Raw genomic sequence first — 26,550 nt, forward strand, 5'->3', positions numbered from 1 at the left:
CGGGCCGACCGGCTGGCTCGGGACGCCCCCGTGCCATGCCGAGAACGCTAGGGCGTGCGAGGCCTATCGACAAGCGGCAAAGATCAGATCGACGAGCGGAAGACCGACCGCTGTTCGCTGCGGTCAGGACTGTCGCCCGGCCAGTTCCCGCCGCTCGTCGGCCGAACCGCCCAGCTCCGCGGTGGGGCGCGACCGGGAGACCGCGGTGGACGCGCAGGCCGCCCCCCGGTAGGTCGTCCCCGTGCGCATCGTCGGTTGCCGGGCCGGCGGGTTGATCAGCACCGAGGCGAGCGCCGCCTGGGCCTCCCGGCGGCGCCGGTTCCACGCGCCCCGGTCCCCGTCGAAGTAACCCTGCCGGTAACCGAACCGGTAGCCGACCCGGTAACTGAGCTGCCCGTGCAGCCGCCCGGCGGCGTAGCTCGAGGAACCGAGCAACAGCACCAGGAAGATCGCGAAGAGCGGACTCATCCGGCCGCTCCGCGCTCCGCGACCGACCCCGACGAACCCGGGTGATCCGTCGAGGGTCCGGTCCCGTCGGGTGGATCGACTTCCGGCACGGTCGGCAACTGGTCGAGGTCGTCCGTGCTCACCTCTTCCACCAGCTCGACACTGATCCGGCAGCCGTCCAGCACGATCTCGGCCAGCGACGCCCGTCGAATCTCGCCATCCGAGTCGTAGACCCGGACGCTCAGCTCCGGGCAACCGAGATGGGTTCGCCAGGCGTTCCACTCGGCCCGGTCGCCCACCGTGAGCGACAGGTATCGACAACCCCGGGCGAGATAGAGGCGCCAGGGTGCGCTCAGCCCGGCGGCAACGCCATCGGCGACAAGGCCGAACGCCTGCGCGCGGGTGGCCAGTTCGGTCACCGGCTTCCTCCCGTGGTGTCAGCTAACCCCGGTGGTGCGGTCGTCGCCGGCACGCCCGGCCGGACGTCTCGCCTACGTGACACTATCAGCTTTTCGTCTGATTTCGCCCGAACAGGCAGACACCGATCCTGGCCCGAATAGGCGCACCGTAGCCGGCCAAACCTGACTCAACACCCGGCCGACCACGGTGTCACGCACACATGACAACGACGTAGTGGTTGCTGCGGGTACGGGGACCCTCGCCGTACCGTCACCTGATGCCCCACCGTGCCCAGGCCCGCAAGGTCGCTTTCGCCGCGTTCGTCCGGCGCGCCCTGGACGATGCCCGGTCCGCGCGGGCCTGGACGGGGACGGAGGTCTCCCGCCGTACCGGTGTCTCCCGGCAGACCATCAACCGCTGGCTGCGGGGCGAATGGATAAGCGATCCGGAACCGGACCGGGTGATCGCCTTCTGCGCAGGACTCGGCCTCCGGCCGGGCGACGCGTTCGCTGTGCTCGGGTGGGAGAGCGCGACGTCGGGCGCGGGAGAGGCGACCGTCCCGCCGATGGACCCGGACGTCGCCGCGCTGTTGCGACGGCTGGTGGATCCCCAGGTCTCCGACGCGGAGAAGTTCCACATCAGGGAGACCATCCGCTACCTGGCCTATCGACCCTCGGTGAACACTCGTGCCCGTAATGCTCCGAGGAGGGTGGTCTAGTTCCTCAGATGACGCAAGAACAGGCCCTCGTCTCTTCCGTACCGGACACACCACCGCCGGCTGCCGGCTAACGTGCGTTTTCGTACTGCTTGGGCGTCGTCGGCGGGGGGACGGACAAGGCCGAACTGGCCCTGCGGGACAGAGGGAGGGGTCCGCCATGACCCTGAAATGGGCGGCCGTCGTGGTCGCCGCCGTGTCGTTCACGCTGTGCGTGACCGCCAACGTGGTGACGATGACACTGGACGGTCGGCAGATCCCGGTCGTCGTCAACCTGCTCGCCATCGCAACGGCCGGCAGCGCGACGCTGCTGGCCTTCGTCGCCGAGTTGCACGATCGTCTCAACGGGCGGCTGACCGCCCTGACCGAGTTCATGGTCGCGCGGCTCGATGACGTGGAGACCGGCGCCGGCGACCGGAACGCCGGATTCGTCGAGGGTTACCTGCTCGGCCAGGGCCGGGAGGGTGCCGTGGTGCCCCTCGCGCCCCGGCTGTCCGGCCGCCGGGTCATGATCGGGGGCGATGACTGAGAGAGCCGGCCAGCCCCTGCCGCGGGTCTCCGGAGGCGTTGCCCGGCTAGCCGGCTACCGGTCATCCGGTCGGGGTACGCTGACGCCCGTGCCGCCGCTCAACGAGGGTATTCCGCGTCTGACCCGCCCGTTCACCGCCGACGAGGCTTGGCGCGCGACTGTCGATCGGCCCGACCAATGCGTCATGTTCTTCGACTTCGACGGCACCCTCGCCCCGGTGCGGGATGATCCCACCGCCGTCCAGCCGGCGCCCAAGGTGCTGGCCGCCATCGACGCTCTCGCCGGGCAGGTGCGGCGGATCGCGATCGTCTCCGCCCGGCCGGTCGACTTCCTGCGCGAGCACTTCGCCGCGTTGGGCCACGTCGATCTCTACGGGTTGTACGGGCTGGAACACTGCCACGACGGCGGCGAGACGGTGACCGAGGAGGCCGCCGTGCCGTGGATCCCCACCATGGCGGAGCTGGCCGACGACGCCCGTACCGAGCTTCCCGAGGGCACCCTGGTGGAATACAAGCGGCTTTCCGTGGCGCTGCACTACCGCACCGCCCCGCGGCTCGCCGAGGCGGTCGAATCGTGGGCCCAGGAGCGGGCCGCCCGGCTCAGGCTCAAGGTGCAGGTCGGCCGGATGGTGGTCGAGCTGAAGCCGCCCGTCGACCAGGACAAGGGGCTGGTGATCGGCGGCGCGATCGGCGACGCCGGCTGCGCCTGGTACTTCGGAGACGACGTCTCGGACATCAAGGCCTTCGCGGCGCTGCGCGACCGCGAGGCCGTCGACGAGGACTTCCGGGGGATCTGCGTCGCGGTGGCGAACCCGGAGACCGGGCGCGAGGTCTCCGAGGCGGCCGACCTGACCATCGACTCTCCCGAGGCGCTCGGCGACTTCCTCACCGAAGCCGTTCACCGGTTCGCGGGACGCTGAGGGTCGCGCGCCGGGTCAGGCGCCGTGGCGGCGCCGCCGGCTGGCGCACGAGCGGAGCGCCCGGGGAACCGGTCAGGCGCCGTAGCGGCGCTGCCGGCTGGCGTACGAGCGCAACGCCCGCAGGAAGTCGACGCGCCGGAAATCCGGCCAGTTGAGTTCGCAGAAGTAGAACTCGGAGAAGGCCGACTGCCACAGCAGGAAGCCGGAGAGCCGCTGCTCCCCACTGGTCCGGATGACCAGGTCGGGATCGGGCTGCCCCCGGGTGTAGAGGTGTTCCGCGATGTGCTCGACATCCAGCACCTCGGCCAGCTCCTCGATCGTCCCGCCGCGGGCGGCGTGCTCGTGCAGCAGCGACCGGACCGCGTCGGCGATCTCCCGCCGGCCGCCGTACCCGACGGCGATGTTGACCTGTGCTCCGCCGGCCCGCTCCCGGGTGCGCTCCTCCGCGGCCTTGAGGGCGGTGGCGGTCTGGGCCGGCAGCAGGTCGAGCGCCCCGACCATGCGCAACCGCCACGGGTTGCCCTCCTCCGCCAGCTCGACCACGAGATCTTCGATGATCTTGAGCAGCGGGTCGAGTTCCCGGGCCGGCCTCCGCAGGTTGTCGGTGGCGAGCAGATAGAGCGTGACGTGACCGATACCGGCCTGGTCACACCAGTCGAGCACATGCTTGATCTTGGCAGCGCCGACCCGGTGGCCGTCGTTGGGATCCACGAAACCCATCTCGCGCGCCCACCGGCGGTTGCCGTCACACATCACGCCGACGTGCCCGGGCACCGGCTTTCCGGCGAGCTTCGCCGTCAGCCGTCGTTCGTAGATCGAATAGATCAGGTCCCGCAGAGTCATCACTGAGCAGACTAGCGTCTGAACGCTCGATTCCGGGGCGCGCCGACAGGCGTTCGACACACGTCGAGGTCACCGTCCGGCGCGCGCCAACAGTCCCAGGCCGATCCGGGTCAACGTCCGCGCGTCCAGCAGCCCCTCCCCCAGACCCAGCTCGGCCACCGTCCCGAAAACCCGGGCATCCCGCCGAGCGGCGTACACCGCGGCATCGACCACCGCCCGCCGGCGGGCCAGCCCGGCGGCCGCCGAACTGTGCCGCAGGTGCCGCCCGAGCCGGTGACGCAGAGCTGTCCGGTACTGTTCGGCAGCCCGGTCCGGGGCGCCCGCCGCGGCGGTCCCGGCCAGCGACCCGGACAGCACCGCGTAGAAGATTCCCTCCCCGGTGAACGGGTTGATCAGTGACAGCGCGTCGCCGGCCAGCACCACCCGACCCCGGCCCGGCTCCGGCCGGTGGGTGGACAACGGCAGGTGGTGCGCCCGCAACCCGGTTACCGCGGCCGGGTCCAGGTCCGGCAGCAGATCCGCCAGCCGGGCGAGCAGGTGTGCCCGGGTGAGCGGCTGACCGCGCAGCACCTCCCCGTACCCGACGTTCCCGCCGCCGTCGGCGCCGCACAACCCGGGCGGCCGGTCCGCCGCCGGGCCCGACCACCCCACCGGGAACATCCAGGCGTACGCCGGCCAGCGCGGTCCGGAGGTCACGATGCGTTGCTCCACCGGACCACGGCCGCTCGGGGCGTACCCACGGATCGCCAGGGCCAGATGCCGGTCCGGGTTGACGCCGAACCCGAGTGCCCGGCGGACCGTCGAGCCGGCGCCGTCGGCGCCCACCACCGCCCGCGCCGCCAGCGTCCCGTCCAGCACCACGAGGTCGGGGCGGATGTCCAACCGCCGCAGGGTGTGCCGGCGCAACGTCGCACCGGCCGCCACCGCCGCGGCGACCAGCCGGGCGTCGAAGACCCGGCGCGGCACCGTGTACGCCGGCCGGGGCAGCGCCCGGACCACCTCGCCGCCGCCCGGACCGACCAGCCGCAACGCGGGAACCGGGGCGAATCCGGCGACCGGATCCGGTACGCCCAGCTCGGCCAGCACGTCCAGCGCGTGCGCGGCGATCCCGTCACCGCACGGCTTGTCCCGGGGGAAGTCGGCGCGGTCCAGCAGGACCACCGACGCGCCCGACCGCCGGGCGGCGAGCGCCGCGGCCGACCCGGCCGGACCGGCGCCGATCACCGCCACGTCCACGACGTCCATCAGCCCACCCGCCCCCCGACCGCGGCGTCCCGGGCGTCCGGCGCGCCGACGACCGCCCGGCGGCCTCGCCACAGCCCGTAGCAGGTGATCGCCGCCGCGACGACCAACGGGCCGCCGTCGCGGACCAGGCCGTCCGGCCCGAGCAGCACCCAGCACAACGGCAGGTCCACCAGGAGTACGACAAACGTCACGCCGACCAGCAGGCGGGCCGCCCAGGGCCGGCCGCGGAGCAGGAAGAACGTGCAGAACAACACGAGGTACGAGGTGGCCAGCCCGGCGACGAACCAGGCGCCCAGCAGCGGCACCGCGTCGATCCGCCCGTCGAACACCTGGCCGACCGCGACGAGGCAGGGCACCAGCATCAACGGGCTGTAGGTGAACGCGGCGACCCTTGCGGTGAGCAGCCAGCCGGTCACGGGCGGACGGCGCGGCACCCGCTCCTGCCAGGACAACCCGGTCCGGTCGAAGATCAGCTGCCGCGGGTGCCGGACCAGGTACCCGCGCACCGCCGGTGACCGGTACAGCAGCCAGAGCACGGCCGCGCACAGGGCGGTCAGGATCGCGAACCCGATGACGCCGGGCAACGGCGGGGTCCCCTCGCGGGGCACCACCAGCCGCCCGACGGCGAAGATCGTGGTGATCGTGAGGATCAGTCCGAAGGGCCTGGCCGCCGCGCGACCGCGCCGGACATGCCAGATCAACACGAGGAAGCCGAGCGAGCGGAGGACCGCCCACCCGGTGCGTACCCCGAGGGTGTAGCCGGGCTCCGGGGCGTACCGGAAATTGAGCAGCTCGACCACGACGCCGGCCACGGCGGTCGTGGCCAGCAGCGGAGTCAGGACGCGAACGGCCGACGGCCGCCGGAGCTGGGTCCCGGCGGCCGTCGTCATGTGCCGAATTGTGCCCGAGCGGGGTCGGGCACGCACGTTACCTGGCCTGATCCTGACTGACCGGCTCGGCGCCGACCCGCTGCGCCTCGGCGTCCAGCCGGGCCTTCAGCGCGTCCAACTCCGCCCAGAGCACGGCCGGCAGCTTGTCGCCGAACTTCTCGAACCACTCGGTGACCAGCGGGATCTCGGAGCGCCACTCGTCGACGTCGACCTTTGTCGCGATGCGCATGTCCTCCTCGGTGAACCCGTCGAGACCGGTGGTGTCCAGCGCGCCCGGCGCCGGAACGTGACCGATCGGGGTTTCCACGGCCTCGCCACGACCCTCGATCCGCTCGACGATCCACTTGAGAACCCGGGAGTTCTCGCCGAAACCGGGCCAGAGGAAGTTGCCGTCGGCGTCCTTGCGGAACCAGTTCACGTAGAAGATCTTGGGCAGCTTCGCCTCGTCGCCGCTGGCGCCCTTGCCCATCTCGATCCAGTGCTGGAAGTAGTCACCGCCGTGGTAACCGATGAACGGCAGCATGGCCATCGGGTCGCGGCGGACGACGCCGACCTGGCCGGAGGCCGCAGCGGTGGTCTCCGAGGAGAGCGTCGCTCCCATGTAGACGCCGTGCACCCAGTCCCGGGCCTCGGTGACCAGCGGGACGGTGTCCTTGCGGCGGCCGCCGAACAGGATCGCGTCGATCGGCACGCCGTTCGGGTCCTCGTACTCGTCGGCCACGATCGGGCACTGCTTGATCGGGGTGCAGAACCGGCTGTTGGCGTGCGACGACAGTTCGCCGCTGTCCGGCGTCCAGTCGCGGCCCTTCCAGTCGGTGAGGTGGGCCGGTGGCTCCCCCATGCCCTCCCACCAGATGTCCCCGTCGTCGGTAAGCGCCACGTTCGTGAACACGGAGTTGCCCCGGTCCAGGGTGCGCATCGCGTTGGCGTTGGTCTTCCAGTCCGTCCCCGGGGCCACCCCGAACAGGCCGTACTCCGGGTTCACCGCGTAGAGCCGGCCGTCGGAACCGAACTTCATCCAGGCGATGTCGTCACCGATCGTCTCGACCTTCCAGCCCTCCAGGGTCGGGTCGAGCATTGCCAGGTTGGTCTTGCCGCACGCGGACGGGAAGGCACCGGCGATGTAGTGCACCCGGCCCTCGGGCGACGTCAGCTTCATGATCAGCATGTGCTCGGCCAGCCAACCCTCGTCCCGGGCCATCACGCTGGCGATCCGCAGGGAGTAGCACTTCTTGCCGAGCAGCGAGTTACCGCCGTACCCGGAGCCGAAGGACCAGATCTCCCGGGTCTCCGGGAAGTGCGAGATGTACTTGGTCTGGTTGCACGGCCAGGCCACATCCGGCTGGCCCGGCTCCAGTGGGGCGCCGATCGAGTGCAGGGCGTGGACGAAGTCGGCGTCGTTGCCCATCCCGGCGAGCACCTTGGCGCCCATCCGGGTCATGATCCGCATCGAGGCGACCACGTACGGGCTGTCCGTGATCTCCACGCCGAACATCGGCTGCTCGGCCTCGAGCGGCCCCATCACGAACGGGATGACGTACATGGTGCGACCGCGCATGCAGCCGCGGTACAGCGCCGTCATCGTCTCCTTCATCTCGGCCGGGTCCATCCAGTTGTTTGTGGGCCCCGCGTCGGCCTCGTCGACCGAGCAGATGAAGGTGCGCTCCTCGACCCTGGCCACGTCCGACGGGTCTGTCCGCGCATAGAAAGAATTGGGCTTCTTGTCGGGATTGAGGCGAATCAGTGTCCCGGCCTCGACAAGTTCATTGGTGAGCCGTTCCCACTCCTCATCCGAGCCGTCGACCCAGACCACTTCGTCGGGGGTGGTCAGTTCCGCGACTTCACGGACCCAGGCGAGCAGCTTGGGATGGGAGGTCGGAGCCTGATCCAGACCCCGGATCGTAGCCGGAGCAGCCATGACGTTTCTCCTTGTGGTCGACGCTGACCGATATGAGGGGTGCGAGAACGTCGGCCCCACGGGACCGCGCGATGAGAGCGGAACCGCGTCGCCGTGTAGCACCTGGGAGTTCCCGTCAGCGTAAACCGACTAACCCTTGGAAGCAGCGGGACCGATTGTGAAGAAGTGCACAAGCATCGGCATCGGTGCCATCCCACGATCTTTTCGACGCTTCCCCGCGCAGTTTCACGCAAATCTTTCCGCGCAGCCCCAGCAGCATCACAACCGTCAGGATGGCTATCGGTGACGCGTCGCTCACTGAGCGCTTATCCACCGCACCGAGGACTGCGCGCCCCGGACCCTGACGCGACTCGCCGTCGCGCTCGCCGTTGTGGGCGTTGCGTCGCGCCACCACCCGGTACGCTCGACGTCGTGTCCGCGACCGTGACCGGCGACCAGCCCACCCCGTCGGGGGCCAAGCAGGGCCTGTTCCGCCGGCTCTGGCACCGCTTTGGGCATCTCGTGCACGAGCTCGGCAAGTTCGGCGCGGTGGGCGGCGTGGCCTTCGTCATCGACCTGGCGCTGTTCAATCTGCTGGTTTACGTATTGGGCGTCGAGCAACTGGCCGGCAAGACGATCGCCACGGTCGTCGCCGCGACCGTCGCGTTCGTCGGCAACCGGTTCTGGACGTGGCGGCACCGCGAGCGTTCCAGCATGGCCCGGGAGTACTCGCTCTACTTCTTCTTCAACGCGGTCGGCCTCGGCATCGCCCTGGCCTGCCTCGCCGTGAGCCACTACGGCCTGGGCAGCGTATGGCCCGCCGTCTTCAAGACCCCGCTGGCGGACAACATCTCGGCCAACCTGGTCGGCGTCGCCATGGCCAGCACCTTCCGGTTCTGGTCGTACCGTCGGTTCGTCTTCGTGGGTCGCGCGGCACCGGACGCCCCTGACGTAGTTACCAAGAGTGATTGACGGCGTGAGTCACCACCCAAACTCGCCGCTCGGGTCGTAACCGAGAGGCCATCTGCCGTAAGGTGTCCCGAATGCGTCTTGTCCGCATGCTGCCCGACCGCTGGCAGAAATTCATCAACGAGGCGCTGAAATTCGGCCTCGTCGGTGGCGTCAACACCGTCATCAATTACGCCGTGTTCAACGCGTTGGCACTCACCGTATTCAGGGATGGCCAGCTCAAGGCCACTGTGATCGCCACCGTCGTCGCCACCTTCACGTCGTACCTGATGAATCGGCATTGGACGTACCGGGACCGGCCGAAATCGACGATGCGGCGCGAGTACGCGTTGTTCTTCCTGTTCAATGCGACCGGCCTGGCAATCGAACTGAGCATGCTGGCCGCGATCAAATACGGCTTCGGCATCACCAGCCTGCTGGCACTGAACGTAGCCAAGACGGTCGGCCTGGTGTTCGGCACGGCCTTCCGGTTCTGGGCCTATCGCACCTTCGTCTTCCGGCCGCACCCCGCCGGCGCCCACCCCGAGCACCACGTGAGTGCCGAGTTGGACCCGGTCGCCGAGGTCATCGAGCTGGAGGAGCAGGAGGACGAAGCGGCCCGCGAGGAGCGGCAGCTGAATGGCTTCCCCCAGCACCCCGACCCGGTGGAGGCCGAACTGCGGGCCGGCATCGACGCGGAACTGCACGGCACCGGCCACGTACCGAGACGGTGACGACGGCACGCGCGGTTCGGTGATTTCGACGGCGCGGGGTTCCGGTGACGCGGGTGTCGCGGTCAGCGCAGGTGCAGGACGTCGCCCGCGGGGATCGCGTGATCAGTCCCCCCGGTGTTGACCACAAGCCGGCCGTCGCCGTCCACCGTGCTGGCCGTCCCGCGCACCTCCGCCCCACCGGGTAGCAGCACCCGCACCTCGCGCCCGACGGTCGCGCAACACCGCAGGTACGCCGAACGCAGACCGCACTCCTCGGGGTCGCCGCCGACCGACCGCCACCGGTCGTACCAGGCGGCCAGCCTCCGCAGCAGCTCCCGCAACAGCGGGTCACGATCGGTGGCCACGGCCCCGGCCAGAGCCAACGACGTCGCCGGCATTCCGGTGGGGTTGGCCGGCAGCTCGCCCGCCCGGAGCGTCACGTTCAGCCCAACGCCAAGCACGATCGCGGGTGGGCCAGCCGACGAGGCGGCTGCCGCGGGTGGACCAGCCAGCGGCGCGGCGGCCACGGGTGGACCAGCCGGCGCGGCGGGGACGGCTTCGGCCAGGATGCCGGCGCACTTCGCGTCCCCGAGCAACAGATCGTTAGGCCACTTGAGCACGGCGTCCAACTCGGCCACCCGGGTCACGGTCTCGACCAACGCCACGCCAGCGAGCAACGGCAACCAGCCCCAGACGGATGACGGCGCCGCCGGCCAATCCCGTTCCGGCTCGGCCAGCCCTGGCCGAAGCAGGACACTTGTCGCGAGGCCGGCCCTGGCCGGCGATTCCCAGGACCGGCCGCGCCGCCCGCGACCGGCGCTCTGCCGCTCAGCCACCAGCACGTACCCGGCCGGCTCGCCGGCCCGGGCCGCCGCGGCGACGTCCGCGTTTGTGGACCCGGTCTCCGCCACCAGTTCGAACCGGCGCCACGGACCCGCCGGAGCGGTCAACGCGCGCCCCAGCCGCCGCCCGTCCAGCGGCGGGCGGTCAAGATCGGTGTACGGGGATCCGGCCATCCGGCCAGCGTACGGTCCGCGAACCCGGACCCGGTCGGACCCGGCGCGGGCGGCCGATGCCGGCGCGCGTTTATCCCAAAACACGCCTTGATCGACGCGATGTCGGCGAAGTTGGGGTGTCGGGGCGTCTCCAAACCACCTACTTCGCCGACATAGTGTCGATCAAGGGGGTGGCAGGGGTCGATCAAGGGGGTGGGCAGAGGTCGAGCAAGGGGGCGGGAAGGATTGGTGTGATGTTCGAGGCCCGCGGGTGAACAGCGGACTGAACCATCGTTACGATCCCTGGCGTGACTAGTGGGACCGAGACCGAGGTCAACATCCACACCACCGCCGGCAAGCTGGCGGACCTGGACCGTCGGATCGACGAGGCGGTACACGCCGGCTCGGCCCGGGCAGTGGACAAGCAGCACGCGCGCGGCAAGAAAACCGCCCGGGAACGCATCGAGATGCTGCTCGACGAGGGTTCCTTCGTCGAGCTGGACGAGTTGGCCCGGCACCGGTCGACCAACTTCGGACTGGACCGGACCCGCCCCTACGGCGACGGCGTGGTCACCGGTTACGGCACTGTCGACGGCCGCCAGGTCTGCGTGTTCGCCCAGGACTTCACCGTCTTCGGCGGCTCCCTCGGCGAGGTGTTCGGGGAGAAGATCGTCAAGGTGATGGACCTCGCCATGAAGATCGGTTGCCCGGTGGTCGGGATCAACGACTCCGGCGGCGCCCGCATCCAGGAGGGTGTGGTCAGTCTCGGTCTGTATGGCGAGATCTTCTTCCGCAACGTGCGCGCATCCGGGGTCATCCCGCAGATCTCGCTGGTCATGGGCCCGTGCGCGGGCGGCGCCGTCTACTCCCCCGCCGTCACCGACTTCACCGTGATGGTGGACCAGACCTCGCACATGTTCATCACCGGCCCCGACGTGATCAAGACGGTCACCGGTGAGGACGTGGCGATGGAGGACCTCGGCGGGGCGCGCACCCACAACGCCAAGAGCGGCAACGCGCACTACCTCGCCGCCGACGAGGAGGACGCGATCGACTACGTGAAGGCCCTGCTCGCGTACCTGCCGGCGAACAACCTGGACGAGCCTCCGGTCTTCGACGCCCCGGCAGACCTCGACGTGACCGACGAGGACCGGGAACTCGACGCCCTGATCCCCGACTCGGCCAACCAGCCGTACGACATCCACCGGGTGCTTGAGCACGTTCTCGACGACGGCGAGTTCCTTGAGGTCCAGCCCCTGTACGCGCAGAACATCGTGGTCGGCTTCGGCCGGGTGGAGGGCCGCCCCGTGGGGGTGGTGGCCAACCAGCCGATGCACTTCGCCGGCTGCCTGGACATCGGGGCCTCGGAGAAGGCGGCCCGGTTCGTGCGCACCTGCGACGCCTTCAACATCCCGGTGCTGACCTTCGTGGACGTGCCCGGCTTCCTGCCCGGCACCGACCAGGAGTGGGACGGCATCATCCGGCGCGGGGCGAAGCTCATCTACGCGTACGCCGAAGCCACCGTTCCCAAGGTCACGGTCATCACCCGGAAGGCTTACGGCGGCGCGTACGACGTGATGGGTTCGAAGCACCTCGGAGCGGACCTGAACTTCGCCTGGCCCACCGCGCAGATCGCGGTGATGGGGGCCCAGGGTGCGGTCAACATCCTGTACCGGGCGGAGCTGGCCGCCGCCGACGATCCGGCCGCCGTCCGCGCCGAACGGATCACGGAGTACGAGGACACGCTGGCGAACCCGTACGTCGCGGCCGAGCGAGGCTATGTCGACTCGGTGATCCCGCCGCACGAGACGCGCCCGCAGATCGTCCGCGCGCTGCGGGTGCTGCGGACGAAGCGGGAGACCCTGCCGCCGAAGAAGCACGGCAACATCCCGTTGTGAGCGACAGCCCCTCGCGGGTCCCTTATCTCAGGCGGTGATCCCCAGCTCGGTCAGGATCGGCCCGGCCAGCAGCCCCCCGCCGACCACCAGCGCGGCCAGCGTCACCGCTCCGAACAGGGTCACCCAGAACAGCGCCGGCAGCGGCGTCACCCAGGCGAGCTGATCGGCGTCCGACTGCGGCTGCCGGCCCCGCCGGCGCAGCGACTGCAGCTCCCCGATCGGGCGCACCCCACCGATCAGCAGGAACCACACCGCGGTGTACGCGAACACGGCCTGCACCTCGGGCGACGCGAACCAGGACACCGCGAACACCACCCCGCCGGTGACCACGATCGAGACGATGCCGAACAGGTTACGGATCATCACGAGCATGGCGAGCAGCAACGCCACCGCCACCCAGAGCAGCAGCGTGATCCGGTTGCCGCCGAGCAGCCAGGCGCCGCCGAGACCCAGCAGCGACGGGGTGATGTAGCCGGCGAGCAGCGTGAACACCATGCCGGGACCGCTCGGTCGGCCGGCCGAGAGCGTCAGTCCCGAGGTGTCCGAATGCAGCCGGATGCCGCGCAGTTTGCGGCCCGTGAGAAGCGCTACCAGCGCGTGCCCACCCTCGTGCGCGATCGTGATCGCGTTGCGACCGATCCGCCACGGCAGTCGGGTCACCACCACGGCGAGCGCCACCAACCCGGTGACCAGGACCAGCAGCGGCGGCGGATCGGGTTGCGCCCCGAAGAGTTCGGCCCAGAGATCCGTCAGCGAGTCGATCGACACAAGGCGCCAGCCTACGCGCCGGCCGGCCCTCTCCGCCTCGTCGGCTGCCGCGACCCCGGACGGCGGCACGGCGCTAAGGAGATGCGTCCGACCACCGCCCACTGCTCGCCCGTCAGGTCACTCGGGGTGCGATCAGGTCGGGGTGGCGACCGCTGTAAGAAGTGGCGTGCGGGAGTCATTTCCTGTTGACGGAGACACCTTGACAGGGAGGGCCGAAGCCAGTGCCAGAACCCGAACCGGATGACCGATTTACCGCCGTGTATCAGGCGCACTACCGGCAGGTGTATGCGTACGCCGTCACGCGCGCCGGCCGCCACCTGGCCGATGATGTCGTCGCCGAGACGTTCCTGGTGGCGTGGCGGCGGATGCCGGCACTGCCGAAGGCAACGCCCCTGCCGTGGCTGCTTGCTGTCGCCCGCAATGTCGTAGGTGAGCGATACCGCGCGGAGGAACGGCAGAAGGCCGCCGCTGCTGAGATGCGCGCGTGGATCAGCGAGGAGGAGTTGTCCGTCGCCGACGTGGCAGACGGCGTCGCCGAGCGGGCCGAGGTGCTCAACGCTCTGGCCCAATTGTCCGACGACGACCGCGAGCTGTTGACGCTGGTTGCCTGGCAAGGGCTGGCGGCCCGGCACGCGGCTCGGGTCCTCGGTTGTTCTACAGCGACGTACTACGTGCGCCTGCACCGCGCCCGGCGTCACCTCAAGGACGCCATGGCTGCCGCCGTCGAAGTGGAACTGCCTCGCCCCACCGCCACGCTCATACCGAAGGAGTCGACCAGATGAGCCGATCACCAGATGTAATGGACCTGCTTGCCAAGGCCCGGCCGGCACGACTGGACGCACCGCCCAACCGAGGCGAGCACACCGCACAGGCCGTTGTCGACATCATGGCCAACGATCCGGCCGCCGAAGGGCACGCCGCGCTCGGCCAGATCCGCAGGCCCAGGCCGCTACGTGTGGCTTTCCTCGGAACGGTGGGGGCGATCGCAGCAGCCGTCGTCGTCGTGGCTGTCGCCGGACCAGGCGCCGCGCCGCGCAGTGCACCCGACGCCGCACCCGACGCCGCATCCGGCGTCGCGTCACCCGGCTCGGATGCGCCGATGGACCACAAGCGGTTGTTGCTCGTGGCAGCCGAAAGCAGCGAAAAGGCGCCGCAGGCCGGCGGGCGCTATCTGACCATGCAACAGGAGCGCGGCTACGCGGTACCGGTCGAGGCCGCCGAGGGCACATACACCATGTTCGAGAAGATCGGCGACCAGTATTGGCTGGCCCGCTCCAGCGCTGACAGCAGTTGGGCATTCTCGCAGCCGCTCGGCGCCGCGCCCGTCACACCCACCGATGCGGCCCGCTGGCGCCGAAACGGTTCCCCGGCCATCATGAAGGTCACAAAGCCGAAGCCACACGACCTGAAGATCGCCTCGGGCAAGGTCGAGGGCTGGAAGGTCGACCCGGCGAACCACTTCGCGCTTGGCGACCGAAGCGTCTCGCAGGCACAACTCGACGCGCTGCCGACCGATCCGGCCGCTCTCCGTGACGCACTGCTCAGCCGCTTCTTCGACGGAGGAGAGGCCGACACGAACACCGGCGACGAGTGGCTGTTCACCGTCGCCGGCTCCCTGGTGATGGACCTGCCGGTCAGCAACGAGGTCCGCGCCGCCGCATATCGCATGCTCGCAGCGATGCCAGGGGTGCGCGGGCTGGGAGTCGTTGATGACATGCGTGGCCGACGTGGGCAGGCAGTTGCGTTCGCGGGGGCCACCCGTCCAGGCAACGGCCTTGAGGTACGTCTGATTGTCGACCCGAACACCGGACGAGCCCTGGCCCGGGAGATCCGCGTGGTGGACCCGGGCGGCGAGCCGGGTGGCGATTGTTCGTGGATGGCGCCGGGTGCGCTGTGCTCGTATGACCTGGTATTGGAAGCGGGAAGCACCAACGACAGCCCACCGACTGCCGACGCCATGGGCTGATCTCGATCATGTCGCGGCAGGCCACCAGGGACACCGGGTATGATCAGGCACTCATCGCCGAGGCCACCGCGTACCTCGTAGCCGCCATCGGCCGATAACCGCGGCATCCCCGCTGACCACGCTCGTTCGCTGGCTCTGGCCGGTGCGCCGGTGCGCGAAGACTCCAACCTGTCGAGGAAGACAATGGTGGAGGTACCGCCCGATGGCACCGGCCGGACCGCCGCCGCGCCGCGTTCCCGTCCCGGAAAGGAAAGCGATGTACGGTCCGACGGAGGACCCTACCGTGCAGTTCCCCGCGGTGCAGGCAGGTCCCGCCCGACAGCGTCGGCGGGGTCTGGTCTGGGGACTGACCTGCTGCCTGCTGGTTTTGCTGCTCCTCGGCGGGTTGTACGCCGTAGCTCCCCTGCGGAACCCGCCGCCAGCCCCGACGGTGGAGTTGACCGTGCCCACGTCGATGACAATCCCCGGCACGGCACCGCGACTGCCCTGGCCGCGCTCGGGTCAGGCGATGATCACGGTCAACGGGCTCGGGACGCTCGGCGCCTCCGGCGGATCCCAACCGCTGCCGATCGGGAGCGTGGCGAAGGTGATGACCGCCTACGTCATCCTCACCGAGCATCCCCTCGACGTCGGGGAGGCGGGGCCGACATTGACGGTAAGTGCCGAGCGGGCAGCCGCGTACCCGACGGAGCTGGCCCGGGGCGAATCACTTGTCGAGGTGCGGGCCGGCGAGAAACTCACCGAACGGCAGGCGTTGCAGGCGCTGATGCTGCCGTCGGCGAACAACGTCGCGCGGGTCCTCGCCGAGTGGGACGCCGGCAGCGAGGCCGCATTCGTCGAGAAGATGAACGCCACCGCCGCCCGGTTGGGGATGACCGGCACCCGGTACGCCGACTCACCCGGCCTTGACCCCGACACCGTGAGCACCGCCCGGGATCAGGTGATCCTGGCGAACAAGGCGATGGCGTTGCCGGCGTTCGCGGAGATCGTCAAGCAGAAGCGGGCCACCCTGCCGGTGGCGGGCACCGTCCACAACTACAACGAGCTGGTCGGCCGGAACGGCGTGGTGGGCATCAAGACCGGCTCCACCGACGAGGCCGGCGGCTGTCTCGTGTTCGCGGCGATGGTCACCGTCGGTGGCCGCGACGTCAACATAGTCGGTGCGGTGCTGGGTCAGCCGGGTGCCAACACTCCGGTGCAGCTCGACCGGACGTTCGCGGCGACCCGGTCGCTGCTGCGGTCGACGGTGTCCGCGCTCTCCGTCCACACACTTGTCGAAGCCGGCGCGCCCGTCGGCACGGTACGCGGTCCGGAGGGCACCGGCAGCACCACGATCAACGCCGTGGAGAAGGTCGTCGTGGTGGGGTGGCCGGGTCTGCGGGTCCGGCTCGACGCCCAGATCCCACCCGTGCCGACGGGGATCGCGGCCGACACCGAGTACGGTCGGCTCGCGGTGAGCGGCGCCGGAGAGTTGGCCAGCACGCCGCTGCGCGCCGCTGCCGGCCTGCGACCGCCGAGCGTCTGGGACCGGGTCCGCCACCACTACTGAGCATCATGGCGGCCGAGGAGTCGGCCACCCAGCGGCATGGCGGCCGCGGGATCGGGCACCACCGGATCCGCCGGTAGGTGACTGGTCCTGCGGCCGCTATGCCGTCATCGTGGATTCATGCCTTCCGGCGTGCCATGCCCGGCAACCCGGACCCCGCACCCGCCGTCGGCGTCGTGATGACGCTCCGGGTCGCCGCCTGCCGCCGCAGCAGCAGCGACGCGCCCACCGCGGCGACGGCCACGGTCACGACACTCAGCACCGCGACCAGCGCGGCCATGCCGATGCCGGCCAGGATCAGCAGCACGTCGCCGATCGCGACGAGCATCCACAGCGCGACCCTCGTCTTGTTCGCCCGCCGTCGGAGACTCATGTCGTACCTCCCTCCCGTCGTGCGGGGAGAAGTACCCAGATCGGCCCCGAGCCATGCCTGATCGGCCAGTCAGCCCTAACCCGGGACGAAGCCGCTGCTCTTGCCGCGCGGAATGAAACCGTTGGCGATGATGTCGAAGTTTTCCAGGTTCTGCTGCCAGGCGGCTGCGGGAACCTCCCACCGGATCGCGTACGCCTGGTCCTTGGCCGTCACGAAGCCCCGGTTGCGGACGTGCATGCGGACCCCGTCCTGGGTCTCCAGCCACTCCCAGTCGGCACACTTGTCCCAGTAGTCCACGGCGTGGATCTCGCCGACCCGCTGATAGTTCTGGACCCTGGCGCGTCGGGCGCTTTCCTGGCTCTTCCAGTCGGCGACCGGGTCGGGTTGCGGATCCCGTCGCTGGTCGATGAGCAGGAGACGCTGGCCGTTCGGTTCGCTGAAGCTGACCGAGGTTCTTCCCCGGTACACCCGCCAGCCGTTGGGGACCGGCACCTTGAACCCGGTGGGATCCGAATGCAGGGACCAGCCGGCGGGCAGCGGCGGCGGGCCGGATGGCGGTGCCGCGCTCGGCGTGGGTGCGGCGGATGTCGGCGCGGCGCTGGGCGCCGCCGATGGTGTGCCGGCCGGTGCGGAACCGGCCGGTGATACCGACGCCGCCCCGCTGGGGCCGGCCGCCCGGCCATCATCGTCGGCCGCGTCCCGAGCGAGCGGCACCGCCACGAGCACCACGAGCAACAGGGCCGCCAGCCCCACGCCGATCAACCAGGCCCGTCGGCTACCCGGCAGGGACCGGGCGGGAGCGGGCGGCGGCGTCGTGATCGGCGCCCGACCGCGCACGGGGACACCGTCGACCCGGGTGCCGTCCACCGGGGTGCCGTCGGTCCGCGTCGGCGCCGTGCCAGGCGCTGCCTCATCGGGTACGGCCGCCGGCTCGGCAACCGTACCGGCGGCTCCACCCGCCGCGGCGCCGTGCCCGACGACGCGGTTCGGCGGTTCATTCGCCGGGGCGATTCCCTCGGCGTCGACGTCGCCCGTCTCGGCCGGTGCCGCCGCGTCCTTACGCCCGGCCCCGGGGATCGGCTCGGCCTCCGGCGCCGTCTCGGCATCCGCCGCGGTGCCACCTGTCGCGGCATGGACCTCCGGCACGGCCTCGGCATCCGTCGCGGTGGCATCCGGACCGGCGTCGACGTCCGGCTCGGCTGGGGCCCGCGCGGCGTTCTCGCCGGCGGCGCCCTCCGGGGCGCTGGCGCCCACCGCGCCAGCGGCGCTCTTCCCGGCGCCCGGGATTGGCTCCGCCTTGGCGGCACCGTCCGAAGCAGGTGGATTGATCGAGCCAGCGTCCGCGGGCGGCGCATCCGCCTTGGTCGGGGCATCGGTCTTGGCCGGTGAGTCGGCCTTCCCCGGCGCATCGATTCTGGTCGGCACCGAAGCCTTCGCCTTGGCCACCGCCGCGCCACCGGCAGCCGCGCCACCAGCGGCGGCGGAACCGGCCACGGCGCCACCGGCCGCCGCGCCACCCACGGCGGCGGCACCGCGTGCCGGACCCGAACTGCCGCCGCGGCCCGACCACCCGGAACCCGCCTGGTCCCCCGCCGACCGCTGGCTCGGCAGCGCGGCCGACCGCGACCCACCCCGGCGTACGCCGTCCAGCAGCGACAACCCGCCCCGGTTTCGCCTGTGGACGAGCCGGCGGAGCTGCTTCTCCGCCTCCTCGGCGGTCATCCGCTGTTCCGGGTCCTTGCGCAGCAGCCCGGCCAGCACACCCTTCAGCGGACCGGCGTTGCGCGGCGGCGGCACCGGCTCGGTGGCCAACGCCGCGAGCGTCGCGATGGCCGACGACCGGGCGAACGGCGACTGCCCCTCCACTGCCGCGTACAGCGTGGCGCCCAACGACCAGAGGTCGGAGCGCGGCCCGGCGGTGCCGTCCTTCGCGCGTTCCGGCGCGATGTACGCGGGCGAACCGAGCACCAGGCCGGTACGCGTCACGTTCGGATCGCCCGGCACCGTGGCCAGGCCGAAGTCGGTGAGCACCACCCGGCCGTCGTCGCCGAGCAGCACGTTGCCGGGCTTGACGTCACGGTGCATCACGCCGGCCTTGTGCGCCGCCTTCAACGCGCCGAGCACGCCGAGCCCGATGTCGATGCCCCGGTCCACCGACACCGGCCCGTCCTTGGTCAGCACGTCATGCAGCGACCGGGAGGCGACGTACTCCATGACGATCCACGGGTCGGCGTCGGTGCGCAGAACGTCGAAGACGCGTACCACGTTTATGTGGTTGAGCCGGGCGATCGCCCGCGCCTCACGCAGCGACCGTTCCCGCATCTCGCGGCGTTCGTCGTCGGTGAGGCCGGGCGGCGGGACCAGTTCCTTGATGGCCACGTCCCGGTGCAGCACCTCGTCCCGGGCCTTCCAGACGCGGCCCATGCCGCCCTGACCGAGCGGCTCGAGCAGCCGGTAGCGGTCGGCGACAAGACGGGGCTGGGGCGTGGACATCCCGGTGACGGTACCCGGCCGTGTCCCGCCCTACACCGGCGGCACGCCATGGACAAATCGTGGTGCGCGCCACCCACGCTACCCTCACGGAATGGCTGAGCAAGAACCCCTGTTCCGCGTGGTTCGCGGCACCCCCACGGCAGCCGAGGTGGCGGCGCTGGTCGGGGTGCTGGTGGCCCGGTCCCGTCCGGTCGCCGCGGCGACACCTGCGGCGCCGTCCGCGTGGCGGCGCAGCGCCCTGCCGCGTACCGCCGTCACCGCCGGCCGGGACGGTTGGCGGCGCTCCGGGCTCCCGAGCTGAGTCGGGGCTGCCGGAACCGACACTCACGGACTAACCTCACGCTGGGACAGCGCACCGTCACAGCGGGGAGGAGTCCGTGGCGACACCAGACGAGGATCGGCCGCCGGCCTGGCTGCGCGACCTGACCGGCATCGAGGCCGACATCCGCGAGATGACGCAGCTCGCGGCAGCGCTGGACAACGAGGTACGACAGAACTACCAGCCGCACCTGGCCGTCATCGACGACGATGTCGCGGTCGACATCCCGGCCCCGTCGGCAGACTTCCCGGAACTGTGCGCATTCCTCGACGAGCACCGCGTCGCCCAGGTCAACACCACGAACAACGCGTACGCCTTCCGCGACGCCACCGGCGGGTTCGCCCTCGCCGCCAGCGAGATCAGCCAGCGGTACGCCGGCACCGACGCGTTCGCCGCCGCCCGGGTCCGGGACGTGGAATCCGCGTTGGACCGCACCGCCGTGGCCCGGGTGCCGGTCGATGAGTGAGTTCGACGCCGGGGTAGAGCGTCGGGCCGGCACCGACTGGAGCCGGCACGACGTACCGTCGATGTGGCGCATCCTGGAGCCCCAGCGGACCGACGCCCAGTGGCGGCAGGTGGCCGGCTGGCGCAGGACCGCCGAGTTGGCCTCGTCGCACGTCGGCCGGTTGCGGTCATACCGGGAGGCGGTGGCGCGGGCCTGGTCGCCGGAGCGAAGCCCGGCGGCGCGGGCCTACCTGACCCGGCTCGACCACCTCATCGAGAGCGTGACGCGGACCGCCGAGGTGGCCAGCGCCAACTACACGGTGCTCGCCGCCACCACCGGCGCCATCGCCGCCTCGCGCGACAGGCTTGAGAAGATCCATCAGGAGTACGTCGAGATGCGGCACGCCCGGGAGACGTACGAACGGCAGCGGGCCGAGTTGGCCGCCATCGGATACCACCCCTGGCGACCGGCGCCGGTGACCGAGGCGGAGGTGGAACAACTCAACGACCGGGCCCGGAATGTGATGATCGCGCTCAGTGGTGAGCTGACTCAGGCACGGTCCCAGATCCGCCAACCTCCGACGTACAACAGACGGCCGTCATTCGATGTAGCCAACCCGGACGTTTACGGCGAATCAGAGCCGCCGTCCATACCACCGATAGTGCCCGTACCGACCGGCGCGCAGAGGTCGGCCAAGGCGCCCGTCACCGCCGCCGGGCTGGCTACCCCGCCAGGCTCCGGCCCAGTTCTAACTGGAGCGTCCGAACCCGCGATGATGACAGGCTCGGTACGTGCTTACGGACTGGCAAGTTCCGGGCCGTTCATCCCGGCGCCGTCGATGAACCATGAGCTTCCCGTCGTACCGCCGCAGGTCGTGCCGCCCGCCACAGGCAGTCGACCAGTGGTTACACCTCCCTCCGTCGGGTCGTTGATGCCGGGCCCACTGCGGACGCCGGCCGGCGAGGGCTCCGGTCCCGGCCGCGCGCTGCCGCCCGGTGGCGTGATCAGCGGAGTCCCCCAGGTCGCGGGGACCGCCCCTGCCCGGCAGGTCAACCCGGTTGGCGGCGTTCTAGGCAGTCCGACGGTCCCGACGCCCGCTGGTCGACCGTCCAGCTCCCCGCCTACACCGCTCGGGTATCCCCCAGCCGCGCTCGGTTCGGACGGGCAGCGCTCGGGTCCGAGTCGCCAATGGCGGACCGCGAGCGGGGTGCCGCCGGTGATCCATCCACCTCCCGAGCCAAGGCGGGCTGACCCGGGGCCGGCGATCGGCCTCGACCAGTGATCCGAGAGCGCGGCCGGCGGCTGATTGCTGCCCTCTGTGCGTCCGCGCTCATCGTACTCCCGGCCGCCCCGGCTCGGGCGGACCGGATCCGCGACGACCAGTGGCACCTGCGCTACCTGCGGGTGGCGGAGGCCCACCGGATCAGCACCGGGGCCGGGGTGACCGTCGCAGTCATCGACACCGGCGTGGATCCTCACCCGGACCTGCGCGACAACGTGCTCCCCGGACGGGAGACGTTCCCGGGCGGCACCGGCGACGGCCGGCAGGACGCGGACGGACACGGGACCGGGATGGCCGGACTGATCGCCGCCCACGGACGGGGACCCGGCACCGGCGCCCTAGGCGTGGCGCCCGGGGCGAAAGTCCTGTCGCTCCGGTATACCGAAGCAGCTGGCGAAGAAACTACTGATTCGAAGGCGGTGGCTACCTCCATCAATATTGCTGCGCTACGGGTTACCGAAGTGATCTGCATGCCATTCGGTGGTGGGTCTTCTGTAGAAGAGATAAGAGCCCTGGATACGGCAATCAAGGCTGATGCGGTGGTGGTTGCTGCCGCTGGTAATCGGCCCAACAGCACTAGCGTGGGGTTTCCTGCGTCGTACGAGGGTGTGGTGGCGGTGGGGGCGTCGGACCGGAACGGAAACCGCGCGTCGATCTCGGTCACCGGTCCGCAGTTGGCTCTTGTCGCGCCCGGGGTGGATATCTACAGCACCAGTCGGGACGGCAGGTACCGCCGGGGCACCGGCACCTCGGACGCCACCGCGATCGTGGCCGGCGCGGCGGCCCTGGTGCGCAGCCGGTTTCCCGATCTGTCGGCGGCCGAGGTGGTGCATCGGCTCACCGCGACCGCCACCGACCGCGGGTTGCCGGGCCGTGACCCCGAGTACGGCTACGGGGAGCTGAACCTGCTGGCCGCGCTGACCGCCGACGTACCGCCGCTGGCGCCTTCCGGGTCGGCGGACCCGACGCCCGACGCAAACAGCCCGACCGCCGGCAGCCCGTCCGTCGCGGCGCGGGAACCGCGGCGGGACACCGGCGAACGGGTTCTCACCGGGATCGTGGTCTCGGTGGCCGCGCTGCTCTCGGTCGCGGTGGCGCTGGTCCTGTTCGTGCCCCGACTGCGCCGACGGTCCCCCGACGACGACGCCCGGTAGGGATCGCACCACGGTCCCGGACGGGGCATGCACCACGTGCGGCGGATCGACCGCGGCGACGGCGCCGGCCCGGCCGCCGGTATGTTGGGCGGGTGCCTGATGCCAGCCCGCTCCGCTTCGTGCTCGCCTCCGCCAGCCCGGCCCGCCGAAAGCTGCTGCGTGCCGCCGGGATCGACCCCGAGGTCATTGTCAGCGGCGTCGACGAGTCGCAGGTGGTGACGTCCCAGCCGGACCGCCTGTGCCTCCAGCTCGCCAGGCTCAAGGCCGAGGCCGTGGTGGAGCGGATCAGTCGCCCCGGATGGGGGGCCGAGGGCCGGACGCCACTCGCCGGGCGAGCCGGTGACGAGGGCGCCGACGGTCTGTACCGCACCCTGGTGTTGGGCTGTGACTCGGTGCTCGCCTTCGACGGTGAGGTGCTCGGTAAGCCGGCCAGCCCGGAGGAGGCGTTCCGCCGCTGGGCCGCGATGCGAGGCCGCAGCGGGGTTCTCTACACCGGCCACTGCATGATCGACCCGGCGGGTGCCCGGGCGGAGGCGGTCGCCGCGACGACGGTGCACTTCGGCGATCTGGACGACGCCGAGATCGCAGCGTACGTGGCGACCGGCGAGCCGCTTGAGGTGGCCGGGGCATTCTGCATCGACGGCCTCGGCGGTCCGTTCGTCGAGCGGATCGAGGGCGATCCCGGCACCGTGATCGGCCTGTCGTTGCCCATGCTGCGCGCCTTGCTGGCCGACTTCGGGCTTCGGGTCAGCGACCTGTGGACGGGGGTACCCATGCGTGCTCAGGACGGCGCTACGGTTCCCTCATGACGACCAGATCCGTCCCCATCACCGACGAGTTGCATTCCTATCTTGTCGCGCACGGTTCGGCGCCTGACGAGGTGGCCCGGGAACTGTACGCGGAGACGCGCGCGGTTTTGCCGGAGAACGCCGAGATGCAGGTGTCCCCGGAACAGGCGGCGCTGCTCGGTTTCCTGACCCGTCTGGTGGGAGCGCGTACCGCGGTGGAGGTTGGCACCTTCACCGGCACCTCCGCGCTGGCCATCGCCCGCGCCCTGCCTGCGGACGGCCGGCTGATCTGTTGCGACATCTCCGACGAGTACACCGCGATCGCCCGACGGTACTGGCGACGGGCCGGTGTCGAGGACCGTATCGACCTGCGGATCGCGCCGGCCCTGGAGACACTGCGGGCGTTGCCCACCGAGCCGCATCTGGACCTGGCGTTCATCGACGCCGACAAGGTCGGCTACCCGGCGTACTGGGCTGAACTGGTGCCGCGGATGCGTCCCGGCGGACTGATCGGCGTCGACAACGTGTTCCGCGGCGGCCGGGTGCTGGCGCCACAGGACGAGTCCGACCGGGTGATCTCCGACTTCAACGACGCGGTGGCCCGGGACGACCGGGTCGAGGCGGTGATGCTCCCGGTCGCCGACGGGATGACGCTGGCCCGTCGGCGCTGACGCCGGGTGAGGCGACATCGCCGAAGCAGGCGACGTCTGCCGGATGAGGCGCCGCGAGGCGTTGCGCTGACCAGCAGATCAGCCGGCCGTCCGCGCCAGCGGACCACAGGGGCCGTCCGCGCCAGCAGATCAGCCGGCCGTCCGCGCCAGCGGACCACAGGGGCCGTCCGCGCCGGTGGATCAGCCAACCGGCGACCCGGCGACCGCCGGTCGCGGTATCCGGCGCAGCCGCCCGGCCAGCAGCGCCGCGGCCACGATGAAGACCGGCAGCAGCAGGAACGCCAGGTGTACCCCGACGGCGTCGGCTATCCCGCCGAGGAGCACCGGGGCGAGACCGAACCCCACCGCCATCGAGTACGACGCGTAACCGGCGGCCCGGTCGGCGTGATCTTTGGCGCTGGCCATGGCGATGGCGATGGCCAGCGGGTAATGCAGCGCGTTGCCCAGGCCGAGCACCAGCAGCCCGGCCACCGCCACCCCGGCCGACGGGGCCGTCCAGAACAGGGCGAACCCGGACAGCGACACCAGCAGGGCCGCCAACAGCAGCGGGACCGGTGCCACCCGAAGCGCGACCCGGCCGCCCAATAACCGGCCGAGGAACATCCCGCCGACGATCGCGGACAGCGCCGCGGATGCGCCGCCGGGCGACATGCTCGCGTTGTCCCGTAGTTCCAGCGCCGCCCACAGGGACAGGCACACCTCGATGGAGCCGGTGGCGGACATGAGCAGCCAAGCGATCCAGTACGGCCGGGGCAACCGGCCCGGCGGGTTGCCGGCGACAGCCGCGACAGCGGGGGCGGACGCCGGCGGGTTGCCGGCGGCAGCCGCGACAGCGGGGGCGGGCCGCGGGGGGCGTACCCGGAAAACGCGGGCGACCAGCGCGACCGCCACGATGAGCCCGACCTCGACGGCGATCGCCGCCCGCCAGCCCGGGCCGGTGCCGACGGTGATCCCGACGACCAGCGGGGCGAGGAGCCCCATGCCCGCGCAGGCGGCGTTGGCCTCGCTGATCGCGGCCGGCGCGGCCGGTCCGTGGCGGCTGGCGAGGGTGGCGACCACTCCGTTGACCACCAGCATTCCGAAGGTGGCTGTCACGGCCACCGAGGTCAGCGTGGCCGGCAGCGGTCGCAGCGCGGTCAGCGCGACCACGCCCACCATGACACCGGCCAGGCCGAGCCAGCCGGTGCCGCCCCGGCCGAGGCGGTTGACCAGCGGCGCGAAGAGGAATCCGCCGAGCAACGCACCGGCCGCGATGGCGGTGCTGTGCAGGCCCGCGACGGCGGCCGTGGTGCCCTGTTCGTCGCGCAGCAACGGCACCACGGGGCCGAAGCCGTAGAGGAAGTAACCCCAGACGCCGAGTTGGGCGTAGGCCAACCAGGTGGTCCGGTCGTGGACGAGGCGGGGCACGGCCCGACGCTACAAGTGGCGAAGCCGTGCCCACCCTCCGATGTGAGCGGATCGTCAGCGAGGCGCCGCTGGCCGCGATGCCGGAGACCCGGGCGAGCAGCGGCGCGGAGGCGACGGACGCTGCGCGGTTCAGCGGACGCTGCGGGCGAACTCCCGGGCGGCCCAGACCACGGCCAGCACCGCGATAACGCCCACCACGACCAGCCCTTGCCACACCGAGTTGTCTCCGATGTCGCCCGCGAACAGCGCGCGGGCGCCGTCGACCGCCCAGGAGAACGGGTTCCAGTCGGCGATCCGCTGGAGCCATGTCGGTGCGAAGGCGAGCGGCAGCAGGATGCCGGAGAGCAGCAGGACCGGCTGCGCGACGGTGTTCATCAGCGGGGCGAGGGCGTCCTCGCTCTTGGTGATCAGGGCGACCGCGTAGGAGACGGCCGAGGTCATCAGCGCGATGAGGGCCAGCAGCAGGTACGCCAGCAGCAGGTTTCCGAGGTGGACACGCAGCCCGAAGGCGAGTGCCAGCAGCGTGATGATCACTGCCTGGGCCAGCAGCGAGACGACGTCGCGCAGGGAACGGCCGAGCAGCAGGGCGAACCGGCTGACCGGGGTGACCCGGGACCGCTCGATGACTCCGGCGCGCAGCTCGGCGATCAGTCCGAAGCCCTGGAAGAGGCCGCCGAAGATGGCCAGCAGCACCAGCAGACCGGGCACGAAGATGCGGTAGGTCTCCGCGTCCGTGGTCGCGCCGAGGGGAGCCAGCGCCGGCTTGAGCAGCGGCGCGAAGAGGAGCAGGTACATCACCGGCTGGAAGACGCCGACGAAGATCCAGACGGGGTTGCGCAGCAACAGCATGATCTGCCGCTGAAAGATCAGCCAGGTGTCCCGGGCGAGTTTCATGATCGG

27 protein-coding genes are annotated in these 26,550 nt (G+C 71.0%); 15 read left to right on the plus strand and 12 right to left on the minus strand.

What is annotated here, in order from left to right:
- Positions 1–123: 123 nt before the first annotated feature.
- Positions 124–468: a hypothetical protein gene (locus tag ACFQUZ_RS18015; protein ID WP_377443565.1), complete on the minus strand. Its 345-nt coding sequence runs from the start codon at positions 466–468 to the stop codon at positions 124–126.
- On the minus strand, positions 465–866 hold the full coding sequence (locus tag ACFQUZ_RS18020; protein ID WP_377443567.1) for a hypothetical protein: 402 nt from the start codon (positions 864–866) through the stop codon (positions 465–467). The genes ACFQUZ_RS18015 and ACFQUZ_RS18020 overlap by 4 nt, the downstream gene beginning before the upstream one ends.
- A gap of 257 nt (positions 867–1,123) precedes the next feature.
- On the opposite strand from ACFQUZ_RS18020, the gene ACFQUZ_RS18025 reads away from it, so the two are divergent.
- From ACFQUZ_RS18025 to otsB, 3 genes are all read left to right on the plus strand, one after another.
- Positions 1,124–1,564: a helix-turn-helix domain-containing protein gene (locus tag ACFQUZ_RS18025; RefSeq protein ID WP_377443569.1), complete on the plus strand. Its 441-nt coding sequence runs from the start codon at positions 1,124–1,126 to the stop codon at positions 1,562–1,564.
- A gap of 157 nt (positions 1,565–1,721) precedes the next feature.
- The gene (locus tag ACFQUZ_RS18030; protein WP_377443571.1) at positions 1,722–2,090 is read left to right on the plus strand and encodes a hypothetical protein; all 369 of its coding nucleotides are present in this window, start codon (positions 1,722–1,724) and stop codon (positions 2,088–2,090) included.
- A gap of 88 nt (positions 2,091–2,178) precedes the next feature.
- Positions 2,179–3,009, plus strand: coding sequence for a trehalose-phosphatase (gene otsB / locus ACFQUZ_RS18035; RefSeq protein ID WP_377443749.1), 831 nt, complete (start codon positions 2,179–2,181; stop codon positions 3,007–3,009).
- A gap of 72 nt (positions 3,010–3,081) precedes the next feature.
- Here the strand turns inward: otsB and ACFQUZ_RS18040 are convergent, their stop codons facing one another.
- From ACFQUZ_RS18040 to ACFQUZ_RS18055, 4 genes are all read right to left on the minus strand, one after another.
- Positions 3,082–3,852 (minus strand): isoprenyl transferase, encoded by a 771-nt coding sequence (locus ACFQUZ_RS18040; RefSeq protein ID WP_377443573.1) that lies wholly within the window; start codon positions 3,850–3,852, stop codon positions 3,082–3,084.
- Between the two features lie 69 nt (positions 3,853–3,921).
- Positions 3,922–5,097: an NAD(P)/FAD-dependent oxidoreductase gene (locus ACFQUZ_RS18045; protein WP_377443575.1), complete on the minus strand. Its 1,176-nt coding sequence runs from the start codon at positions 5,095–5,097 to the stop codon at positions 3,922–3,924.
- Positions 5,097–5,987: a hypothetical protein gene (locus ACFQUZ_RS18050; RefSeq protein ID WP_377443577.1), complete on the minus strand. Its 891-nt coding sequence runs from the start codon at positions 5,985–5,987 to the stop codon at positions 5,097–5,099. The genes ACFQUZ_RS18045 and ACFQUZ_RS18050 overlap by 1 nt, the downstream gene beginning before the upstream one ends.
- Positions 5,988–6,024: 37 nt before the next feature.
- Positions 6,025–7,905: a phosphoenolpyruvate carboxykinase (GTP) gene (locus tag ACFQUZ_RS18055; protein WP_377443579.1), complete on the minus strand. Its 1,881-nt coding sequence runs from the start codon at positions 7,903–7,905 to the stop codon at positions 6,025–6,027.
- A 411-nt stretch (positions 7,906–8,316) separates the two neighbouring features.
- On the opposite strand from ACFQUZ_RS18055, the gene ACFQUZ_RS18060 reads away from it, so the two are divergent.
- The gene (locus ACFQUZ_RS18060) at positions 8,317–8,856 is read left to right on the plus strand and encodes a GtrA family protein (protein ID WP_377443581.1); all 540 of its coding nucleotides are present in this window, start codon (positions 8,317–8,319) and stop codon (positions 8,854–8,856) included.
- A 71-nt stretch (positions 8,857–8,927) separates the two neighbouring features.
- Positions 8,928–9,566 (plus strand): GtrA family protein, encoded by a 639-nt coding sequence (locus tag ACFQUZ_RS18065; protein WP_377443582.1) that lies wholly within the window; start codon positions 8,928–8,930, stop codon positions 9,564–9,566.
- 62 nt (positions 9,567–9,628) lie between these two features.
- Here the strand turns inward: ACFQUZ_RS18065 and ACFQUZ_RS18070 are convergent, their stop codons facing one another.
- Positions 9,629–10,561, minus strand: a complete 933-nt coding sequence (locus ACFQUZ_RS18070) for a biotin--[acetyl-CoA-carboxylase] ligase (protein WP_377443584.1) — start codon at positions 10,559–10,561, stop codon at positions 9,629–9,631.
- Positions 10,562–10,848: 287 nt separating this feature from the next.
- Here ACFQUZ_RS18070 and ACFQUZ_RS18075 point away from each other — a divergent pair, with 287 nt between their 5' ends.
- Entirely contained in the window at positions 10,849–12,438 is a 1,590-nt protein-coding gene (locus tag ACFQUZ_RS18075) for an acyl-CoA carboxylase subunit beta (RefSeq protein ID WP_377443586.1), read from the plus strand.
- A 27-nt stretch (positions 12,439–12,465) separates the two neighbouring features.
- Here the strand turns inward: ACFQUZ_RS18075 and ACFQUZ_RS18080 are convergent, their stop codons facing one another.
- Positions 12,466–13,206, minus strand: a complete 741-nt coding sequence (locus ACFQUZ_RS18080; protein ID WP_377443588.1) for a M50 family metallopeptidase — start codon at positions 13,204–13,206, stop codon at positions 12,466–12,468.
- 221 nt (positions 13,207–13,427) lie between these two features.
- Here ACFQUZ_RS18080 and ACFQUZ_RS18085 point away from each other — a divergent pair, with 221 nt between their 5' ends.
- The 3 genes from ACFQUZ_RS18085 (at position 13,428) to ACFQUZ_RS18095 (ending at position 16,721) form a co-directional block, all read left to right on the plus strand.
- Positions 13,428–13,988 carry an RNA polymerase sigma factor gene (locus tag ACFQUZ_RS18085; protein ID WP_377443590.1) on the plus strand — a complete coding sequence of 187 codons (561 nt, stop codon included), beginning with the start codon at positions 13,428–13,430 and terminating at the stop codon, positions 13,986–13,988.
- Positions 13,985–15,172 (plus strand): CU044_5270 family protein, encoded by a 1,188-nt coding sequence (locus ACFQUZ_RS18090; RefSeq protein WP_377443592.1) that lies wholly within the window; start codon positions 13,985–13,987, stop codon positions 15,170–15,172. Before ACFQUZ_RS18085 ends, ACFQUZ_RS18090 begins: the two co-directional genes overlap by 4 nt.
- Before the next feature lie 283 nt (positions 15,173–15,455).
- Positions 15,456–16,721, plus strand: a complete 1,266-nt coding sequence (locus ACFQUZ_RS18095; protein ID WP_377443594.1) for a D-alanyl-D-alanine carboxypeptidase family protein — start codon at positions 15,456–15,458, stop codon at positions 16,719–16,721.
- 115 nt (positions 16,722–16,836) lie between these two features.
- Here ACFQUZ_RS18095 and ACFQUZ_RS18100 read toward each other — a convergent pair whose 3' ends face one another.
- Together ACFQUZ_RS18100 and ACFQUZ_RS18105 are read right to left on the minus strand one after the other, a co-directional pair.
- Positions 16,837–17,091, minus strand: coding sequence for a hypothetical protein (locus ACFQUZ_RS18100; RefSeq protein ID WP_377443596.1), 255 nt, complete (start codon positions 17,089–17,091; stop codon positions 16,837–16,839).
- 75 nt (positions 17,092–17,166) lie between these two features.
- Positions 17,167–19,584, minus strand: a complete 2,418-nt coding sequence (locus tag ACFQUZ_RS18105) for a protein kinase (RefSeq protein WP_377443598.1) — start codon at positions 19,582–19,584, stop codon at positions 17,167–17,169.
- Positions 19,585–19,675: 91 nt separating this feature from the next.
- On the opposite strand from ACFQUZ_RS18105, the gene ACFQUZ_RS18110 reads away from it, so the two are divergent.
- The 6 genes from ACFQUZ_RS18110 to ACFQUZ_RS18135 all read left to right on the plus strand — a co-directional run bounded on the left by ACFQUZ_RS18110 (position 19,676) and on the right by ACFQUZ_RS18135 (position 24,243).
- A complete protein-coding gene (locus ACFQUZ_RS18110; protein WP_377443600.1) occupies positions 19,676–19,885 on the plus strand; it encodes an acyl-CoA carboxylase subunit epsilon in 210 nt (69 codons plus the stop codon).
- A 76-nt stretch (positions 19,886–19,961) separates the two neighbouring features.
- Complete coding sequence (locus ACFQUZ_RS18115) at positions 19,962–20,369, plus strand: hypothetical protein (RefSeq protein WP_377443602.1); 408 nt, start codon at positions 19,962–19,964, stop codon at positions 20,367–20,369.
- A complete protein-coding gene (locus ACFQUZ_RS18120) occupies positions 20,362–21,630 on the plus strand; it encodes a hypothetical protein (protein WP_377443604.1) in 1,269 nt (422 codons plus the stop codon). The genes ACFQUZ_RS18115 and ACFQUZ_RS18120 overlap by 8 nt, the downstream gene beginning before the upstream one ends.
- A complete protein-coding gene (mycP, locus tag ACFQUZ_RS18125) occupies positions 21,630–22,784 on the plus strand; it encodes a type VII secretion-associated serine protease mycosin (RefSeq protein ID WP_377443751.1) in 1,155 nt (384 codons plus the stop codon). The genes ACFQUZ_RS18120 and mycP overlap by 1 nt, the downstream gene beginning before the upstream one ends.
- A 92-nt stretch (positions 22,785–22,876) precedes the next feature.
- Positions 22,877–23,593: a Maf family protein gene (locus tag ACFQUZ_RS18130; protein WP_377443606.1), complete on the plus strand. Its 717-nt coding sequence runs from the start codon at positions 22,877–22,879 to the stop codon at positions 23,591–23,593.
- The gene (locus ACFQUZ_RS18135; protein WP_377443608.1) at positions 23,590–24,243 is read left to right on the plus strand and encodes an O-methyltransferase; all 654 of its coding nucleotides are present in this window, start codon (positions 23,590–23,592) and stop codon (positions 24,241–24,243) included. Before ACFQUZ_RS18130 ends, ACFQUZ_RS18135 begins: the two co-directional genes overlap by 4 nt.
- Positions 24,244–24,423: 180 nt before the next feature.
- Here the strand turns inward: ACFQUZ_RS18135 and ACFQUZ_RS18140 are convergent, their stop codons facing one another.
- Positions 24,424–25,650, minus strand: a complete 1,227-nt coding sequence (locus ACFQUZ_RS18140) for an MFS transporter (RefSeq protein WP_377443609.1) — start codon at positions 25,648–25,650, stop codon at positions 24,424–24,426.
- A gap of 129 nt (positions 25,651–25,779) precedes the next feature.
- Positions 25,780–26,544, minus strand: a complete 765-nt coding sequence (locus ACFQUZ_RS18145) for an ABC transporter permease (RefSeq protein WP_377443611.1) — start codon at positions 26,542–26,544, stop codon at positions 25,780–25,782.
- Positions 26,545–26,550: the final 6 nt, after the last annotated feature.

This window comes from Plantactinospora sp. GCM10030261, assembly GCF_042666615.1.
Classification (GTDB): domain Bacteria; phylum Actinomycetota; class Actinomycetes; order Mycobacteriales; family Micromonosporaceae; genus KBS50.